The organism is Arthrobacter sp. AB6 (genome assembly GCF_031844545.1).
GTDB lineage: Bacteria > Actinomycetota > Actinomycetes > Actinomycetales > Micrococcaceae > Arthrobacter.
In genome coordinates this window covers 1-16,894 of the sequence record NZ_JAUZVL010000026.1, presented here as the reverse complement: position 1 = coordinate 16,894, position 16,894 = coordinate 1, and the positions used below count along the sequence as shown (strand labels likewise).

The following is a 16,894-nucleotide window of genomic DNA, read 5'->3' as shown; positions in this document are numbered from 1 at the left end:
TGTGGCGTACAGGACGCGGACCGAACTCCGGGCGCCGGTGTCGGCGGGCGGCAGGCCGGCAAAGACGGGGAAAGCGGCACCGAAGCCTTGATAAACTGAGCCTTCCCGGACCTAACGAATGAACCGCCTGCTCCAACTCTTGACAATCGAATCCCTGACGAACGCGGAGATACCAGTGATCACAGTCCTTGCCGTGCATTTTTCGGTGGCTGTCCTCGCACCTCTCCTGTTCAGGGCGTGGGGCCGCAACGCGTTCTACGCACTGGCCGCCGTTCCTGCGGCCTCCTTCGTTTGGCTGCTGCTGCAGCACGGGCCTATCTATTCCGGAACGGGACACGTCAGCGAAGCAGTCCCCTGGATTCCCGGACTCAAGCTTGAGCTTGCCTTCCGGATGGACGCACTGGCCTGGGTCATGTCGCTGCTGGTGCTGGGTGTGGGTTCCCTTGTCCTGGTCTATTGCGCCCGGTATTTCAAGAAGAAGGACCAGGACCTTGGCGCTTTCGGTGCGCAGCTCCTGGCCTTTGCCGGCGCCATGTTCGGGCTGGTGGTTGCCGATGACCTGCTGCTGCTGTTCATCTTCTGGGAACTCACCACCATCCTGTCCTACCTCCTGATCGGATTCGCGCGGACCAGGCTGGCCGCACGGCGGTCCGCATTGCAGGCGCTGATTGTCACCACGGCCGGCGGGCTTGCCATGCTGGTGGGCCTGATTATGTTGGGTCACGCGGCAGGAACGTACCGCATCTCCGGCATCCTGGACCAGGCGCCCGCCCTCACCGGCGGAGGCTCCGGCTCCCTGGTGACCGCCGCCGTCGTGCTCATCCTGGTGGGCGCCATCACCAAGTCCGCCCTGGTGCCCTTCCACTTCTGGCTTCCCGGCGCCATGGCGGCGCCGACCCCCGTCAGCGCCTACCTGCACGCCGCGGCGATGGTCAAAGCCGGCGTCTACCTGGTGGCCCGGCTCGCCCCCGGCTTTTCCGAGACGGCCTACTGGCAGCCCGTGGTGCTGGGACTTGGCCTGGCCACCATGCTGGTGGGCGGCTACCGGGCGCTGCGGCAGACCGACATCAAGCTCATCCTGGCCCACGGCACCGTCAGCCAGCTGGGCTTCCTCACCATGGTGGTGGGCCTTGGTACACCGGATGCCGCGCTCGCGGGCCTGGCGATGCTCCTTGCGCACGGCCTGTTCAAGGCCACACTCTTCCTGGTGGTGGGCATCATCGACCATCAGTCGGGGACACGTGATGTCCGGAAGCTGTCCGGGGTGTTCCGGAGTTCGCGTGCGCTTGGGGTGGTGGCCGCCATTGGTGCCGCGTCCATGGCGGGAGTCCCGCTGTTGGCCGGCTTCGTGGCCAAGGAATCGGTGCTCGAGGCCTTTGTCCACCACGCCAGTGACCCGGCTGCCGGGCCGTGGGGCATGGTGGTCCTTGCGGGCCTGGTGCTGGGTTCCGTCCTCACCTTCGCCTACAGTGCGCGCTTCATGTGGGGGGCTTTCGCCGTCAAGGCAGGGGTGGAGCCCACGCCCTTCAAAGCCATCAGGCCGTCCTTCCTGGCCGCGCCGGCCATCCTCAGCCTCATGACCACCGCCTACGGGCTGTGGCCGGCGCCCGTAGATGCGTGGATCCAGCCGTACGCCGCCCTCTTTGCGTCCACCGCGTCCGACGCCGGGTCAGCCGCTGGGCAGGCCGGCCACCTGGCGCTGTGGCATGGTTTCACTCCTGCGCTGGGCCTGACGGCGCTTACCTTCGCACTCGGCCTGGCGATGTACCTTGGCCGCAACGCGGTCGCGAGGGCGCAGTCCCTGGTGCCGCCTTGGGTGGACGGGGACAAGGCATACCAGAACACCATCGGTGCGCTGGATGACGCGGCGGTGTGGATTACCGGCCGCACCCAGCGCGGTTCGCTGTACTACTACCTGGCCGTCATTCTCAGCGTCGCGTTCGTTCTTCCCCTGTCCGCCATCGTGATGGCCGGCAAGCCGTTGCCGGACGGAATCTACCTTGTGGATCCCGGGTCCCCGCTCCAGCTCGTGGTGGGTGCCGGCATCGTGATCGGCGCGCTGGCCGCGGTGAAGGCCAACAAGCGGTTCCTGGCGGTCCTGATGGTTTCCGTGACCGGGTACGGCATTGCCCTGATGTTCGCGCTGCAGGGTGCCCCGGACCTTGCCCTGACGCAGATGCTGGTGGAAACCATCATCCTGGTGGCCTTCGTCCTGGCGATGCGCAGCCTGCCGGCCGAGCTCCGGGACCGCACCGGCGGCAAGTACCGGGTGGTGCGCGTGGTCATCGGCCTGGGCTTCGGTGCCACCATGGTGTTCGCCGCGATCTACGCCATGGGTGCACGGATCGCCACCCCCGTTTCCCTGGAGTTCCCGCGCCTGGCCTACGAGGGCGGCGGCGGACTCAACATCGTCAACGTGACCCTGGTGGACATCCGGGCCTGGGACACGTTCGGTGAAATCACGGTCCTGGCGCTGGCCGCCACCGGCGTGGCGAGCCTGATCTTCGTCCGCGGCCGCGGCGACCGGATCCTGAAGTCCGCCACGGTGGCCGAGGGCACCGTGGGCCGCCACCGCGGCGTCGATCCCGGCACCCGGGACGCGGCAGCCCTGGCCGTCAGCCGGAAGTTCGCCGCGTCCGCGCGGGATGCGTGGATCGTTGCCGGCCGGACCCTGGCACCGGAGCGCCGGTCCATTATCTTCGAGGTGGTCACCCGGCTGATCTTCCACTCGATGATCATCTTCTCGCTCTACCTCCTGCTGGCCGGCCACAACCTGCCCGGCGGCGGATTTGCCGGCGGCCTCACGGCGGGCCTGGCCCTGACCATCCGGTACCTGGCCGGGGGACGGTTCGAGCTTCGCGAAGCCACACCGGTGAGCGCAGGTGCACTGCTGGGCATCGGGCTCGCCGTGGCCGCGGCTTCGGGCGCGGTGCCGCTGCTGCTGGGCGGCCAGGTCTTCCAGACCGCCATCATCGAACTGTGGCTCCCGGTTTTCGGCGACATCAAGTTCGTCACCTCCACCATCTTCGATATCGGTGTGTACATCGTGGTGGTGGGCCTGGTCCTGGACGTCCTGCGCAGCCTCGGAGCCGAGATCGACGAACACTTCGAAGAGCGGTCCGCGGCTGCAGGAGGAATGCCGGCCGAAGGGCAGGACTCCACCCTGGAGGCACCCGCACCAGCTCCCGACTGGGAGCAGGAGCCCGAAGGCATGGCTCCCGAGACCACCGCAAGGGGCCAAGCATGAGCGTGAACCTGACCCTCCTGATCATCATGGGAGCCCTGTACGCCTGCGGCATCTACCTGATCCTGGAACGCAGCCTGACGCGCGTCCTCCTGGGCCTGATGCTTCTGGCCAATGCAACCAACCTCCTGATCCTGGCCACGGGAGGGTACGCGGGGCCCGCGCCGCTGTACTCAAAGGACATTGCGGCCGGGGACTACAGCGATCCGCTTCCGCAGGCGCTGATCCTCACGTCCATCGTCATCTCCTTTGCCGTCACCGCCTTTATGCTCGGCATCATCTACCGCACCTGGGTTTTGGCCCGCCGGGATGAGATCCAGGCCGACATCGAGGACCTCAGGGTTGCGGAAACACCAAGCTTCGACGCCGAGGACGACGCCGAGGTCCCCGCAGAGACGTCCGAGTTCCCGCTGGCCACCGTCCTGGCCGGCGGCCGCGAAATACCCGCGGAGCAGGCAGCAGCGGAAGAAAAGCCGGGCTCGGAAAACATCACCGCCGGCCCGGAAGGAGGCGGAAAGTGAACCTCGCAAGCCTCGCGCCGCTCGCCGTCATACTTCCCATCGTGGGTGCCGCCCTGACCTTCCTGCTGATCCGCCACTCACGGGCCCAGCGGGTGGTCAGCATCCTCCTGCTGTCCCTCACGCTCCTGCTCGAATGCCTCCTGCTGGCCTCCGTGTGGGACGGCGGCACGGCTGCGGTGAGCATCGGCGGCTGGCTGCCGCCGTGGGGCATCGTGCTGGTGGTGGATCAGTTCTCGTCCCTGATGCTGGTGGTCTCCTCGGCGGTGAGCCTGGCCGTGCTGGTCTACGCCACTGGGCAGGGCATGGCCGACGGCGACCAGGACGCGCCCGTCTCGATCTTCCACCCCACATACCTGATCCTGGTGGCCGGCGTGTCCAACGCGTTCCTTTCCGGGGACCTCTTCAACCTCTATGTCGGCTTCGAGATCCTGCTGACGGCAAGCTACGTGCTGATGACCCTGGGCGGCACGGGGCCCCGCATCCGGGCGGGCGTCACCTACGTGGTGGTGTCCGTGGTGTCGTCGGTGCTGTTCCTGATCTCGATCGCCATGGTCTACGGGGCCACCGGAACCGTCAACATGGCCGATCTTGCCATGAAGCTCGGCGAGCTGGACCAAGGCACCAGAACCCTCCTGCACGTGATGCTGCTGGTGGCGTTCGGCATCAAGGCGGCCGTGTTCCCGCTGTCCTTCTGGCTGCCCGACTCCTACCCCACGGCGCCGGCGCCGGTCACCGCAGTGTTCGCCGGCCTGCTCACCAAAGTGGGCGTCTACGCCATGGTCCGGACCGAGACGCTGCTCTTTCCCGGGGACTCCCTTAACACTCCGTTAATGGTGGCCGCGCTGCTGACCATGGTGGTGGGGATCCTGGGTGCCCTGGCGCAGAGCGACATCAAACGTCTGCTCTCCTTCACCCTGGTGAGCCACATCGGGTACATGGTGTTCGGCCTGGCCATGTCCTCGACGGCAGGGCTGGGGGCGGCGGTCTTCTACGTGGCGCACCACATCACCATCCAGACCAGCCTCTTCCTGGTGACGGGGCTGATCGAACGCCGCGGCGGGAGCTCCTCGGTGGACCGGCTGGGCGGCCTCGCCAAGCTGTCGCCCCTGCTGGCATTGCTGTTCTTCATCCCCGCAATGAACCTGGCCGGGATTCCGCCCTTCTCAGGATTCCTGGGGAAGGTGGGTCTCATGCAGGCCGGGATTGAACTGGGGACGCCGCTGGCGTACGTGCTGGTGATCGGCGGGGTGCTTACCAGCCTGCTGACCCTGCTTGCCGTGGCGAGGGTGTGGAACCGCGCGTTCTGGCGCCGGCCCTCGGACGCCGAACACCCGGATCCCGTGCTGCTTGCGCCGGCCGCCGGGCGGGCCGACGGCCCTGGCGCCAAACGGAACACCGTCACACTGCTGCCGCGCACCATGGTGGGCTCGACAGTGGGGCTGGTGGTCCTTGGCGTTGCCCTGACGGTTTTCGCGGGGCCGCTGTTCACGGTCTCTGACCAGGCTGCGCGCGACATGCTGGACCGGACCTCCTACATCCACGCTGTCCTGGGCGGAGGCGTCGACGTCCCGATGGTTGCCACGCCGGGAGGGGGAAAATGAGCCGCCGCCGGATTTCCCTCCGCCAGGAGCTGCCGCTCCTGGTCTGGCTGGTCATTGTCTGGGGTGCCCTGTGGCAGGACTTCAGCCCCGGCAACCTCCTGTTCGGGGCGTTGCTGGCCGTGGCGGTCGCGCGGCTGTTCTACCTTCCACCGGTGGAACTGAGCGGCCGGTTCAACATCCTGTACGCCGTTCCCTTCGCGCTCGTCTTCCTGGCCAAGGTGGTGGCTGCCAGCGCGCAGCTCCTGTACCTTGCCATCGCCAAGGGGCCAAAGGTGACCAACGCCGTCGTCGCCGTCCCGCTCCGCAGCCGCCAGGACCTCATGGTCACGGCCACGGGGCACGTGATTTCCCTGATTCCGGGCTCGCTGGTGGTGGAGGTGGACCGCTCCACGTCCACCCTCTACCTGCATGCCCTCAACATCAGTTCCCCGCAGGAAGTCGAAAACCTTAAAAATGAGGTGCGGTCCATCGAAGCGGGGCTGATCAGGATCATGGGCACCAAGGAAGAACTCGAAACCGTGCGAATGGAGGCGGACGCATGATGCAGACCGTCCTGGCTGTTACTGCCGTAATCTTCTCGGTGGCCGCCGCCGGTGCCATCATCAGGATCTCCAGGGGACCTTCACTGCTGGACCGGGTGCTGGCCACGGACGTCCTGTTGGCCATCCTGGGCGGTGCCCTGTGCGTGGACATGGCCGTCAACAGGCACCTGAACAACCTGATGCTGGTGGTGGCCACTTCCATCATCGGCTTTATCGGGTCCGTGACGGTGGCAAGGTTCGTGGCGGACCGGAGGGAGCAGTCCAATGAGTCCTGACTCCACTGGCCTGGATGCCTGGGTGGATGTGCTGTCCGCTGTGTTCATGATCGTCGGGGCCGTCATGTCGCTCGGCGCGGCCATCGGCTTGCTTCGCTTTCCCGACCTGCTCAGCCGCATGCATGCCGCTACCAAGCCGCAGGTGCTGGGGCTGTTCCTGCTCCTGGCGTCCATCGGACTCCAGTTGCGCACCTGGTGGGTGTGGCCCTTACTGCTGGTCGCGTGGATTTTCCAGCTGCTCACCGTGCCCGTTTCAGCACACATGGTGGGCCGGGCCGGCTACCGCACCAAGCACCTCCACCGCGAGCTCCTCACCTCCGATGAGCTTGAGGCCGTGGTGCAAAAAGCCGCCGCCAAAACCGCCCGTGAGGAGGGTTCCGGCGACGGCTGAACACCGTTCGGCGTGCTGCTAGACGATGTCCTGGCTCTTGGCGAACCGGGTGATGGCGCGCTGGGTGCCACGGTTTGCCAGGACCTGGATGATGGTGCTCACCGAGGCAGAGATCAGGGCGAACGTCAGAGCCGAGTGAAGGCTCGTGGGGACGTCCTCGTGCTTGCCGGTGGGGGGCTTCCGGCCGGTGGTCTTTTCCCAGATGGCGTTGACGAGCTTGGTGCCGACAAAGCCTGCGCCGAGGCTCACGCCAGTGCCGAGCAGCTTGATGAAAAGGTTCATTCCTAGTACTCCTTGCGGGCGGAAAACGGGCTGTCCCTAGCCTAACCGGCGATTGCGGCCGGCCGGTGCAGGCGCTGCTCAGGTTGCCGGGGGTTCCGTCCGGAACTTGACCATCTTGTGCGTCCCATCGCAATAGGGCTTGATGGCTGACGCCCCGCAGCGGCACAGTGCCACGGTTTTCCGTTCACGCGGCAACGGTTCCCCGGAGGGCGTGACGATCTCGAAGTCGCCGCGCACAATCAGCGGACCGTCGGGGCACACCACGATGGAGCTCTCGGCCGGTTCCTGGTTCATGCGAGCTCCTGTTTTAGGTTGCCGGGGGTGATGGACGGCGGCGGGGAACTTGCGCCGCTCATGCTGCTGCCGGCACTGCCGCCCTTAGTGAGGTCCCGCCGTTCTCCCAAGACTGCAGGAGATGGGCGGACAGCCTGCCGTCCAGCGCCATGGCTGCCGTGGCACCGAACAATACATCTCCAAGAAGTCCTGGTTCGGCTTCCACCAGGCCGCCGGCCAGGTCGCGGCCGGCGATCTGCTCGTGGACGGCGTCTGCTTCCACGTGTTCATCGAAATAGTGGGTGACGGCGGCATCGAAACCATGCCGCCGGAAGCCGCTGCCGTATAGGCGGTTGGGCTGGGAGGAGGTCATCTCATAGATGGCCAGGTGCCCGGTGATGGCACCCCGCAACCGGCGGTTAAGCCCGAACAGGGACATCAGGTTCACTGCGGCGAGGGAGACGGCCGGGACGGAATCGACGTAGGCGCCGTATTCGTCCGCCATCCCCAGGCCCCGCAGGGTGCGGGCGAAAAGTGCGCTGTGCATCCGTTCGGGACGTCCGCCGCCGTACTCATCCGCCTGGATTTCCACCAGCGCGGCCTTGGGGCGCCCGGCGAGCCGGGGAATGGCAAAGGTATGGGGATCGGCCTCCTTCAGCTGGTAGATGGACTTATGGATCAGGAATTCCTTGAGCTGATCCAGGCTGGCCTTCTTCGCCACGTACCGGGAGAGGCTGGGGCCGGTATCTCGGGCTGCGAGGCCGAACAGGACATCGGCCACAGCGTCGCTGGTGGGACGCGAGGCCGCGGGAAGCTCCAGTTCGCCGGCTGCTTCACGGGCGGCCCGCCTGAGCGCGGCCTCGAACGGCTTTTCCAGCAGCTGGCGGACCTGGATCAGTCCCGGCGCCCATTCCCACTCATCGCTGACGCCTGCGAGCCCGGTGTAGTGGAGCTCGTAGAGGCAGAAGAGCGTCAGCTGGAGGTCGTCATCGCCGATGATGTCCGGGGTGGCGGCCAACTGGCTGCTGACCGCCCGGTGCAGTCCCGCGGCGCGGTCATCGGCAGTTCCGTCGTCGGCGGTTCGGCCGTCGGGGCGGGTGCCAATGGAGCAGGGTACCTCCGTGAGAAGGGCGAACAAGGCGGCGCTGGCGGGACCGCGCGCTTCAGGGATTTTCATAGTGCTCCTTCAGGTCCGGCGTTGGTGCCGGTTCCGCGACGTCGTTGCTGGGGCTTCCGGGCCGGTTGCTGCTATCGCTGCTGGCAACGCCTGCGGGGACAGCGGGGCCTCGGGCAGCCAGGGTGATGGCCAGCGCAATCATGGCCAGGCCGAGGGCCAGGTGCAGCCAGTCGTCCGCGTTGTTCGCAGGGAGGAAGTTGGCAGGCGTGGTGTCACCCGCCAGGAAGCCGTACAGCCAGAGGAGCAGATAGGTCACGCCGCCGTAGATAAGGAAGTTCCTGGCTTGGGGATGCGTCCGCGCCATCAGGACCCCTGCAAGCCCGAAGACCAGGTGTACCGCGTTAAGGAGCACGGACACCTGGAAGACGCCCAGCAGCAGCGCCCCTGAACCAGGTCCGGCAAGGCCCAACGAGCCATAGTTGGAGGTAACGCCGGGGATGAAGCCCAAGATGCCCAACAGGAAGAAGACCGTTCCAATTCCGAGGGCGGCATTTTGCAGGCGTGTTCGGGGGCCCGTCAGGCGGGTGCTGGCTGCCATGTCCTGTTCTCCTCAAAACCCGGGAGACAACATAGTAAGCATGATTACTAAATAAATGCTAAGCAGCCTTTGTGTTTCTGCTGCCGGGTGGACGTGCGTCCAGCGTGCGGGTCACTCCGCCAGCATTGGCATCAGTCCGCTCCCGCGGAGCGGAGGATTTCACGCAGGGCCTCGACCACCAGGTCGTGATCCTGCACCTGGGGAAGCCCCGAAACCGTAACAGTGGCCACGGCGCCCACTCCGGTGACGTACAGCGGGAAGGAGCCGCCGTGCGCGGCGTACCGGCGCTGGTCGAACCAGCCCTGGTCCTCGATCCGGCCGCCGCGAAGCCGGCCGCGCAATCCCACCAGCAGTGAGGGGATCTCGTACCGTGCAGCAGTGCGCTGCTTCGCCCGGATCCAGTGATCGTTATCCGGCGTCGCACCGGGCAGTGCCGCATGGAACAGCACCTGCCCGCCCTTGGTGATGTCAATCGCGATAGGCAGCCCGCGCTCCTTGCCCAGCTCCACCAGGAGCAGTCCCAGGTTCAGGGAGTCGTCGAGGGAGAAGCCTGGAAACTGCAGTTCCCGGACTTCGCCTTCAATCCGGGCGATCAGTGCCGCCAGCGATCCCTCCGGCTGGATGGCATCGGAATCCGGGTCGAAGTCGGTCACATGCGGGGGATTGGCAGCCATGGCCCACAATCTACCCCCGCCGCGGTGTAAACTGGCAACGCCCAACAGGGTATTTCTGCAACGAATCATTTCAAGCAAAAGCAACATTCAACGACAGGGGAGCGCCGCCGTCGGGCATCACTGGCAATGCCAGGATCCGCAGGTGGGCGCTGAGAGTGCGGGCAGCCGCAGACCCTCGAACCTGATCCGGTTAGTACCGGCGCAAGGGAGTCGAGTTCTCGAAGTGCGCGCAGCGGCAGCATAGCCGGCGGCCGCGTCCACTTTCCCCTCCTGTTCCTCAGGAGGATCACATGGCAACAACAGCAGTCAAGAAGACCAGCAGCAAGTCCTGGCGCGTCGTGGACATCGTGGTGGCGGCCCTCATCGCCATTGCCGGCGGCGTCATTTTCTGGGCATGGTCCCAGGGCGCGGCCGCAGTGTCCGGCCCCATGAACGCCACCTACCCGCCACTGACCGGCCTGATCGCCGGCGGCTGGATGATCCCGGCCGTGCTGGGCATGCTCATCATTCGCAAGCCCGGCGCCGCGCTGTTCTGCGAGACGGTAGCCGCCACCGGTGAGCTGCTCATGGGGTCCCAGTACGGGGCTTCCGTGCTGTTCTCCGGCTTCGTCCAGGGCCTCGGCGCGGAAATCATTTTCGCGATCTTCGTATACCGGAAGTTCAACCTGCCCGTGGCACTGCTGGCCGGTGCCGCCGCCGGTTTCTTCTGCGGCCTCAACGACTCCTTCGCGCCGTGGGGCTGGAACATCGCCTACTCCGGCGGGGACAAGCTGGTGTACATCGTCTTCACCGCCATCTCCGGCGCCATTATCGCCGGCGCCCTGTCATGGATCGCCACCCGCGGGCTGGCCAGGACCGGGGTCCTGAGCTCGTTCGCGTCGCGGAAGGCAGCAACGGAGCCTGTCTTCTCCTGATGTCCGCACCTTCCCGCCAGGGCGCGCCCACCGCAGTGCGTCCCGCCGCCGTCACGGCCCGCGGCTGGGGCTGGCGGCATGCCGGGCGCGCCAAGCCGGCGGTCCATGCCCTCGACCTGGACATCCGTCCGGGAGAGCGGGTGCTGCTTTTGGGGCCTTCCGGCGCCGGCAAGTCCACCCTCCTCCATGCTTTGGCGGGGGTCCTGGGGGATGTGGACGACGACGGCGGCGCGGCCGGCGATTCCGACGAGTCGGGTTCGCTGCTGGTTGACGGAGCCTCCCCCCGCGAGCAGCGCGGGCGCGCCGGCCTCATGCAGCAGGACCCCGAAACGCAGGTGGTCCTGTCCCGCGTGGGTGACGACGCCGCCTTCGGCGCCGAGAACCTCGCCGTGCCCCGCCACGCCATCTGGAGCCGCGTGCACGAGGCGCTGGACGACGTCGGACTTTCCCACCTCCCGCTGGACCATCCAACGTCGGTACTCTCCGGCGGGCAGAAGCAGCGGCTGGCGCTCGCGGGCATCCTTGCCATGCGTCCCGGTCTCATCCTGCTGGACGAGCCGACGGCGAACCTGGACCCGGCCGGCGTGCTGGAGGTCCGCGACGCCGTGGCGCGGTGCCTGGACAAAACCGGCGCCACGCTGGTGGTGGTGGAGCACCGGGTGTCCGTGTGGAAGGACCTGGTGGACCGGATTGTGGTGCTGCAGCCCGGCACCGACGCGAAGGAGGCCGTGCTGCTGGACGGCCCGCCGGACCAAGTGCTCAGGGAAGCCCGGAGCATGCTGATTGCTGCCGGGGTGTGGGTGCCCGGCTATGTCCCGGACACCCGGCTGCGTGCGGCGGATCCAGCCCGGGGGACGGGTGGCCTCCTGCTCGCTGCCGAGGAGCTGGCGGTGTCCCGTGAACGGGCGGGGCGCAGCGGCTTCCGGAAGGTGCCGCCGGTACCCGTGCAGGCGGATATTTCCGCCCAGGTCCGTGCCGGGCAGGCCTTGGCGGTGACGGGGCCGAACGGGGCAGGGAAGTCCACGCTTGCCCTGACGCTCGCCGGGCTTCTCGAACCCGTGGCCGGGAAGGTTTCGGCCACGCTGGACCTGAGCCGCGGCGCCGGAATAGACCCGTACAAGTGGAAAGCCGAGCAGCTCATCGAGCGGATCGGCACCGTGTTCCAGGAACCCGAGCACCAGTTCGTCACCGGGAAGGTGCTGGACGAACTGATGTTTGGCCCACGGCACCTTGGCCATGGCGGGGAGCGCGTGGACGAGCTGCTGGAGCGCCTGCGGCTCACCCACCTTGTGGACGCCAACCCCTACACGCTTTCGGGCGGGGAGAAGCGGCGGCTGTCCGTGGCGACGGTCCTGGCTGCGCATCCCCAGGTGCTGGTCCTGGACGAGCCTACGTTCGGCCAGGATGCCAACACGTGGGCGGAGCTGGCATCCTTCCTGTCCGAGCTGCTGGACGGCGGCACCGCCGTGGTCTCCGTGACCCATGACGCCGAGTTCACGGCCGCGCTGGGCGGAACGGAACTGCGGATGGCTCCGGCGGAAACGGCGGCACCATGAGGCAGGAGCTGAACCTGCGCGGCAACAATGCGCTGCTGGCCAGGGCCAACCCCCTCAGCAAGTTCGCCGCCGTCTTCCTCATCACGGCCGTGCTGGCACTCTCCATCGACTGGGTGTCCGCATCGGTGGCGCTGGCCTTTGAAGTCCTGCTGTTTCCCCTGGCCGGCCTGACGCCCGCCCTGCTGTGGCAGCGCGGCTGGCCGCTGATCCTCGCCGCCGCAGTGGGAGGCTGGAGCACCTCCATCCTGGCGCCGGACAGCGGAAAGACGCTGATCGACGTCGGCATCTGGACCATGAGCGAAGGGTCCCTGGAGCTGGGCGTGGGCTTCACGCTGCGGGGGCTGGCGATTGCCCTGCCGGCAGTGCTGCTGATGAGCTGCACCGACCCCACAGACCTCGCTGATGCGCTGGCGCAGAAGGCGCGCCTCCCGCACCGGTTCGTGCTGGGAACCCTCGCCGCCATGCGGCTGGTGGGCCTGATGGCCGAAGAATGGCAGACCATCGGGATGGCCCGCCGCGCGCGGGGGGTGGGTTCCCGCGGCAGTGCCCTGCAGCGCGTGAAGGCGACGCTGGGGCAGAGCTTCGGGCTGCTGGTCCAGGCGATCCGCCGGGCCTCGAGGCTCGCGGTGACCATGGAAGCCCGCGGCTTTGGCGGCGGCCGCCGGACGTGGGCCCGCGAATCGACCTACAGCGTGTTGGATGCGTGGGTTCTTGCCGGCGGTGTGGTGATGGCGGCAACAGCGGTTTTTGCCGCCGTCTCCCTGGGCACCTGGAACATGGTGTGGCTGGGGAACTGACAGCCGGCCAGGCCTACGGGCACGAAGAGTCGTAGTCGGAACCCCTCGATACAAACTGGGTCAACTCCACCTCGCCGCCGCCGGTGAGGGGCGCAGACGCACTGGCCATCGCTGCTCCTTACGCGTTCCGGGATCCTGCCGGCCAGCTCGGGAGTGAGTAAAGGTTGCTCGACCCGCTGACAGTTCTGTCCGGTTGGCGTCCTTGTCCGTGTACGACCAGCTGTTTTCGGTCTCCACATCCAGCCAAGGAGCGATTGCACTCCCTCTCCCGGGGAGGGCGCCGCGTACGCTGGCGAGCCGCAGATGAGGAGCTGGGCCGCGAGTAACAGTGCCGCCATTCCTGGCACGCTCCGAGTGCTCCGGGCCGGAAATGCCCCGCTACCTGGCATGGGCGGTGCTGGTGTTCGGCGCATACTGCCTCCCTTGCCGTTGGACCAGCGTCAGTCTCCCGCCCTTGAAGGGCTCGGTCAAGGAATCCGACGCCCTTCGATCGCATCGTTCGGGTAAACGCTCTTCGGTGGCTGCTGATTAGGCCGGATAACCGGGGCGCTTAACTCATTTATGATATAAACTTGAGTATGACGCAGGAAACCGCTGAACACGTTGCCGCCATGTTGAGGGATGCCCGGGCCGAGAAGGGCTGGACCCAAGGACAGTTGGCTGCCGAGCTGGGGACGAGCCAGAGCGCCGTTGCCCGCATGGAACAGGGCAAGCAGAACCTGAGCCTGAAAATGATCCAGCGCCTTGAAGCGATCTTCGACAGGAGCATCGTGAACGTGGGCAAGCCGCAGATGACCCACCTGCGCGTTGAAGGCGGGCGCACCCTTTCGGGTTCGGTGGACGTCAACAGCAGCAAGAACGCCGGAGTGGCTTTGCTGTGCGCCAGCCTCATCAACCGGGGAACCACCATTCTTCGCCGCCTTGCACGCATCGAAGAAGTGAACAGGATCGTTGAAGTCCTGACCAGCATCGGTGTGGAATGCACCTGGCTCAACGACACCGACCTGCGGCTCCGCCGCCCGGCGGTCCTGGACCTGGGCGCGATGGACGTTGACGCCGCACGCCGCACGCGGAGCGTCATCATGTTGCTGGGACCCCTGCTCGCTGAGTCAGCCAGGTACAAGCTTCCGTATGCGGGCGGCTGTGATCTTGGTACCCGGACGGTGGAGCCGCACATGCAGGCACTGCGCCAGTTCGGACTCTCGGTGGAAGCGACGGCGGGCTTCTACGAGGTGCAGGCCCCGTCCGCGGACACCCGGGACCGCTCCTTTGTCCTGACTGAGCGCGGCGACACCGTCACCGAGAACGCCATCATGGCCGCAGCCCACCGCGAAGGCACCACTGTTATCCGGAATGCCAGCCCCAATTACATGGTGCAGGACCTCTGCTTCTACCTGGAGATGCTGGGGGTGGTTATCGAGGGGGTGGGGACCACCACCCTGAAGATCACCGGGCGACCATCAATCGATGCCGAGATTGAGTACTTCCCGTCGGAGGATCCCATCGAGGCCATGAGCCTGATTACCGCCGGGATTGTCACCAACTCGGAGGTGACCATCCGGCGCGTGCCGATCGAGTTCATGGAAATCGAGTTGGCAACCCTGGGGCAAATGGGGCAGCAGTTGGAGATCTCGGGCGAATACACGGCCCGCAACGGCCGGACCCGGCTGGTGGACGTCACCACCAAGCCTTCCGAGTTGCGTGCTCCGGAGGACAAGATCCATCCGATGCCGTTCCCCGGGCTAAACATCGACAACCTGCCCTTCTTTGCGGTCATCGCGGCGAACGCCCATGGCCAGACCATGATCCACGACTGGGTGTACGAAAACCGCGCCATCTACCTGACCGAGCTGAACCGGCTGGGCGCCCAGGTGCAGCTCCTTGACCCGCACCGGATCTACGTCAACGGCCCCACCAGGTGGCGCGCCGCCGAGGTTGGCTGTCCGCCAGCGCTCCGCCCGGCAGCGTGCCTGCTGTTGGCGATGCTTGCCGCGCGGGGAGTGTCCGAGTTGCGGAACATCTATGTCATCGAGCGCGGCTACGAGGACCTGGCGGAACGGCTCAACACCATCGGGGCGAAAGTGGAATACTTCCAGGACTAACCATTCACGCTTCGTCATGAAGTGCTGTTGACCCTCAATTTCGTCCCTGTTGTCGGAGAATGTCGGTATGCGAACTTTCGGCGTCGAGGAAGAGCTCCTGATCGTTGATCCGGAGAGCGGGGAGCCGCTTGCCCTGGCGGACGCGCTGCTGTCCGGCCGCCGAATGGCCGCCGACGACGCCCCGGACGACCCCCGCCTTCTGGAGACGGAAGACAAAACCGTTTACGACGACGACGAAATGGGCCTGAGCGCCGAGCTCAAGCTGGAACAGATCGAAACCCAGACCCGGCCCTGCCTGGAGTACCGTGAACTCCTGGAACAGATCCGCGCCGGGCGGGCACTGGCGGATAAGGCAGCCCAGAAAAACCATGCCCGGGTGGCAGCCCTGGCCACCTCGCCGCTGGGCTTGGCCAGCCACACCACTCCGGACCCCCGCTACGCGCGGATGCTTGAGCGCTTTGGCCTGACCGCCCAGGAGCAGCTGACGTGCGGCTTCCATGTGCACACCTACATTGAGTCGCACGACGAAGGCGTGGCCGTCCTGGACCGTATCCGTGACAAGCTCGCCGTCCTTACCGCCTTGAGTGCCAATTCACCTTTCTGGAACGGCATCCAGACCGGCTTTGAGAGCTACCGGACCCAGGCCTGGAACCGGTGGCCGACGGCCGGGCCCACGGGTATCTATGGCACTTACTCCGCGTACCGACGGGTGGTCACGCGGCTCCTGGACAGCGGGGTCATGCTGGATGAGGGCATGTTGTATTTTGACGCCCGGCTCTCCCGCAACCATCCCACGGTGGAAGTCCGCGTAGCCGATGTGTGCCTCCGCGCTGAGGACGCCGCACTTATTGCTGTCCTGGTGCGCGCCTTGGTGGAGACTGCGAGCCGGGAGTGGCAGGACGGCGTCGATCCTGCCCCCGTGCCCACGGTGCTTTTGCGCATGGCATCCTGGCAGGCGAGCAGTGCGGGCCTGTGCGGGGAACTGCTTGACTTTGGCACGTTCCGTCCGGCGAGGGCTGCTGACGTGGTGCGCTCGCTGGTGGACTACGTCGCCCCGGTACTGCAGGAACAGGGCGAACTTGCCCTGGCCCGGCAAGGGGTGGAGGACATCATTGCGCGCGGTACAGGAGCTGCCGAACAGCGGAGGGTCCGGGACAAAGTCCTGTCCGTGTCGCAAGGCGGAGACCTTGGCTTCGATGCAGTGGTAAAGCACGCAGTTGACGTGACCATGCGCGGCGGGCTGGATCTTTCAAAGGTGGACGAAGCCCCGGAACTGCTGCGCGTCAGGCAGTCCTAGCGGCACGAAGCCGGCAGCACGCGGCTTAGCACACACAGCACAGCCGAACATGGCTTTAGGGAACGTGCGTCCCTGCACAGCCCTGGCGCTAGGGGACTGCGAGGGATTCCATGAGCCAGAGGTGCCAGTCCGGAAACGGGTCCTGGGGGAGTTCGTCTTCGGAGGGGCCGGGATCTTCCGGGACCTCCAAGGCCGCCAAATCAACATCTGCCCTCGGCTCCAGGTCCTCCGGCAGTGCAAAGCACGCAGGTATCTCAAAGCTTTCGGGCACACTGAGGTACGCAGGAACCTCAAAGTACTCAGGAACCTCAAAGTACTCAGGCACCTCAAAGAAGTCAGGCACCTCAAAGAAGTCAGGCACCTCAAAGTACGCGGGCACTTCAAAGTACTCAGGCAGGTTGAAGCACGAAGGCCCATATAAGTCTTGGATCTTCGGATCGGCCCCGGCAGTGGCCCCGGCAGTGGCATTCGGCAGTTCAGAATTCCGAAGTTCGGCATGCCCTTCCGGCCACTTGGGTGGTTCCCAGTCCTGGTGTTCGGTTTTGTAGGTCCGGCCGGTGGGTGAGGTCCAGCCGGGTGGTTCGGTTTTCGTTGCCGGGGTGGGTTTCCAGGCGCTGGTGTGCCGGAGCCTGTGGTGTTTCGGGCAGGGCTGTCCGAGGTTCGATACGCCGGTGGTGCCGCCTTTGTGCCAGGCGAGGAGGTGGTCGGCT

16 protein-coding genes, 1 pseudogene and 1 riboswitch are annotated in these 16,894 nt (G+C 66.2%); of the genes and pseudogenes, 11 read left to right on the top strand and 6 right to left on the bottom strand.

The window, feature by feature from the left end; genetic code table 11:
* Positions 1–175: 175 nt before the first annotated feature.
* The 6 genes from Q9R30_RS16745 to mnhG are packed head-to-tail and all read left to right on the top strand — an operon-like array spanning position 176 to position 6,574.
* Entirely contained in the window at positions 176–3,247 is a 3,072-nt protein-coding gene (locus tag Q9R30_RS16745; RefSeq protein WP_311218299.1) for a Na+/H+ antiporter subunit A, read from the top strand.
* The gene (locus Q9R30_RS16740) at positions 3,244–3,765 is read left to right on the top strand and encodes a Na(+)/H(+) antiporter subunit C (RefSeq protein ID WP_104999343.1); all 522 of its coding nucleotides are present in this window, start codon (positions 3,244–3,246) and stop codon (positions 3,763–3,765) included. The genes Q9R30_RS16745 and Q9R30_RS16740 overlap by 4 nt, the downstream gene beginning before the upstream one ends.
* Positions 3,762–5,366, top strand: a complete 1,605-nt coding sequence (locus tag Q9R30_RS16735; protein ID WP_104999342.1) for a Na+/H+ antiporter subunit D — start codon at positions 3,762–3,764, stop codon at positions 5,364–5,366. The genes Q9R30_RS16740 and Q9R30_RS16735 overlap by 4 nt, the downstream gene beginning before the upstream one ends.
* On the top strand, positions 5,363–5,908 hold the full coding sequence (locus tag Q9R30_RS16730) for a Na+/H+ antiporter subunit E (RefSeq protein ID WP_311218298.1): 546 nt from the start codon (positions 5,363–5,365) through the stop codon (positions 5,906–5,908). The genes Q9R30_RS16735 and Q9R30_RS16730 overlap by 4 nt, the downstream gene beginning before the upstream one ends.
* The gene (locus Q9R30_RS16725; RefSeq protein WP_311218297.1) at positions 5,905–6,183 is read left to right on the top strand and encodes a monovalent cation/H+ antiporter complex subunit F; all 279 of its coding nucleotides are present in this window, start codon (positions 5,905–5,907) and stop codon (positions 6,181–6,183) included. Before Q9R30_RS16730 ends, Q9R30_RS16725 begins: the two co-directional genes overlap by 4 nt.
* Entirely contained in the window at positions 6,173–6,574 is a 402-nt protein-coding gene (gene mnhG / locus Q9R30_RS16720; RefSeq protein WP_311218296.1) for a monovalent cation/H(+) antiporter subunit G, read from the top strand. The genes Q9R30_RS16725 and mnhG overlap by 11 nt, the downstream gene beginning before the upstream one ends.
* 18 nt (positions 6,575–6,592) lie before the next feature.
* On the opposite strand, the gene Q9R30_RS16715 is transcribed toward mnhG, so the two are convergent.
* The 5 genes from Q9R30_RS16715 to Q9R30_RS16695 all read right to left on the bottom strand — a co-directional run bounded on the left by Q9R30_RS16715 (position 6,593) and on the right by Q9R30_RS16695 (position 9,518).
* Positions 6,593–6,856: a DUF4235 domain-containing protein gene (locus Q9R30_RS16715; protein ID WP_104999338.1), complete on the bottom strand. Its 264-nt coding sequence runs from the start codon at positions 6,854–6,856 to the stop codon at positions 6,593–6,595.
* 78 nt (positions 6,857–6,934) lie between these two features.
* Positions 6,935–7,150, bottom strand: coding sequence for a CDGSH iron-sulfur domain-containing protein (locus tag Q9R30_RS16710; RefSeq protein WP_104999337.1), 216 nt, complete (start codon positions 7,148–7,150; stop codon positions 6,935–6,937).
* A gap of 58 nt (positions 7,151–7,208) precedes the next feature.
* Positions 7,209–8,306, bottom strand: coding sequence for an iron-containing redox enzyme family protein (locus Q9R30_RS16705; protein ID WP_311218295.1), 1,098 nt, complete (start codon positions 8,304–8,306; stop codon positions 7,209–7,211).
* A complete protein-coding gene (locus Q9R30_RS16700) occupies positions 8,293–8,844 on the bottom strand; it encodes a DUF4383 domain-containing protein (protein ID WP_311218294.1) in 552 nt (183 codons plus the stop codon). The genes Q9R30_RS16705 and Q9R30_RS16700 overlap by 14 nt, the downstream gene beginning before the upstream one ends.
* A gap of 131 nt (positions 8,845–8,975) precedes the next feature.
* Complete coding sequence (locus Q9R30_RS16695) at positions 8,976–9,518, bottom strand: heme-degrading domain-containing protein (RefSeq protein WP_311218293.1); 543 nt, start codon at positions 9,516–9,518, stop codon at positions 8,976–8,978.
* A gap of 85 nt (positions 9,519–9,603) precedes the next feature.
* A riboswitch (TPP riboswitch) is annotated at positions 9,604–9,744 on the top strand.
* A 64-nt stretch (positions 9,745–9,808) separates the two neighbouring features.
* Between Q9R30_RS16695 and Q9R30_RS16690 the strand changes: the two genes are divergently transcribed.
* The 5 genes from Q9R30_RS16690 (at position 9,809) to Q9R30_RS16670 (ending at position 16,184) form a co-directional block, all read left to right on the top strand.
* Positions 9,809–10,432 carry an ECF transporter S component gene (locus Q9R30_RS16690; protein ID WP_311218292.1) on the top strand — a complete coding sequence of 208 codons (624 nt, stop codon included), beginning with the start codon at positions 9,809–9,811 and terminating at the stop codon, positions 10,430–10,432.
* Positions 10,432–11,988 (top strand): ATP-binding cassette domain-containing protein, encoded by a 1,557-nt coding sequence (locus Q9R30_RS16685; protein WP_311218291.1) that lies wholly within the window; start codon positions 10,432–10,434, stop codon positions 11,986–11,988. Before Q9R30_RS16690 ends, Q9R30_RS16685 begins: the two co-directional genes overlap by 1 nt.
* Positions 11,985–12,785 carry an energy-coupling factor transporter transmembrane component T gene (locus tag Q9R30_RS16680; protein WP_311218290.1) on the top strand — a complete coding sequence of 267 codons (801 nt, stop codon included), beginning with the start codon at positions 11,985–11,987 and terminating at the stop codon, positions 12,783–12,785. The genes Q9R30_RS16685 and Q9R30_RS16680 overlap by 4 nt, the downstream gene beginning before the upstream one ends.
* A 578-nt stretch (positions 12,786–13,363) precedes the next feature.
* Positions 13,364–14,887, top strand: a complete 1,524-nt coding sequence (locus Q9R30_RS16675) for a UDP-N-acetylglucosamine 1-carboxyvinyltransferase (RefSeq protein WP_104999330.1) — start codon at positions 13,364–13,366, stop codon at positions 14,885–14,887.
* A gap of 67 nt (positions 14,888–14,954) precedes the next feature.
* Complete coding sequence (locus Q9R30_RS16670; protein ID WP_311218289.1) at positions 14,955–16,184, top strand: glutamate--cysteine ligase; 1,230 nt, start codon at positions 14,955–14,957, stop codon at positions 16,182–16,184.
* 88 nt (positions 16,185–16,272) lie between these two features.
* On the opposite strand, the pseudogene Q9R30_RS16665 reads toward Q9R30_RS16670, so the two are convergent.
* Positions 16,273–16,894, bottom strand: a pseudogene (locus Q9R30_RS16665) (HNH endonuclease signature motif containing protein); the annotation flags it as partial.

Excerpts from the sequence above, each read along its gene's own strand:
- mnhG (WP_311218296.1), top strand. The coding sequence starts at position 6,173 with ATGAGTCCTGACTCCACTGGCCTGGATGCCTGGGTGGATGTGCTGTCC.
- Q9R30_RS16695 (WP_311218293.1), bottom strand. The coding sequence starts at position 9,518 with ATGGCTGCCAATCCCCCGCATGTGACCGACTTCGACCCGGATTCCGAT.
- Q9R30_RS16715 (WP_104999338.1), bottom strand. The coding sequence starts at position 6,856 with ATGAACCTTTTCATCAAGCTGCTCGGCACTGGCGTGAGCCTCGGCGCA.
- Q9R30_RS16690 (WP_311218292.1), top strand. The coding sequence starts at position 9,809 with ATGGCAACAACAGCAGTCAAGAAGACCAGCAGCAAGTCCTGGCGCGTC.
- Q9R30_RS16740 (WP_104999343.1), top strand. The coding sequence starts at position 3,244 with ATGAGCGTGAACCTGACCCTCCTGATCATCATGGGAGCCCTGTACGCC.
- Q9R30_RS16700 (WP_311218294.1), bottom strand. The coding sequence starts at position 8,844 with ATGGCAGCCAGCACCCGCCTGACGGGCCCCCGAACACGCCTGCAAAAT.
- Q9R30_RS16685 (WP_311218291.1), top strand. The coding sequence starts at position 10,432 with ATGTCCGCACCTTCCCGCCAGGGCGCGCCCACCGCAGTGCGTCCCGCC.
- Q9R30_RS16710 (WP_104999337.1), bottom strand. The coding sequence starts at position 7,150 with ATGAACCAGGAACCGGCCGAGAGCTCCATCGTGGTGTGCCCCGACGGT.
- Q9R30_RS16705 (WP_311218295.1), bottom strand. The coding sequence starts at position 8,306 with ATGAAAATCCCTGAAGCGCGCGGTCCCGCCAGCGCCGCCTTGTTCGCC.
- Q9R30_RS16670 (WP_311218289.1), top strand. The coding sequence starts at position 14,955 with ATGCGAACTTTCGGCGTCGAGGAAGAGCTCCTGATCGTTGATCCGGAG.
- Q9R30_RS16725 (WP_311218297.1), top strand. The coding sequence starts at position 5,905 with ATGATGCAGACCGTCCTGGCTGTTACTGCCGTAATCTTCTCGGTGGCC.
- Q9R30_RS16675 (WP_104999330.1), top strand. The coding sequence starts at position 13,364 with ATGACGCAGGAAACCGCTGAACACGTTGCCGCCATGTTGAGGGATGCC.
- Q9R30_RS16730 (WP_311218298.1), top strand. The coding sequence starts at position 5,363 with ATGAGCCGCCGCCGGATTTCCCTCCGCCAGGAGCTGCCGCTCCTGGTC.
- Q9R30_RS16680 (WP_311218290.1), top strand. The coding sequence starts at position 11,985 with ATGAGGCAGGAGCTGAACCTGCGCGGCAACAATGCGCTGCTGGCCAGG.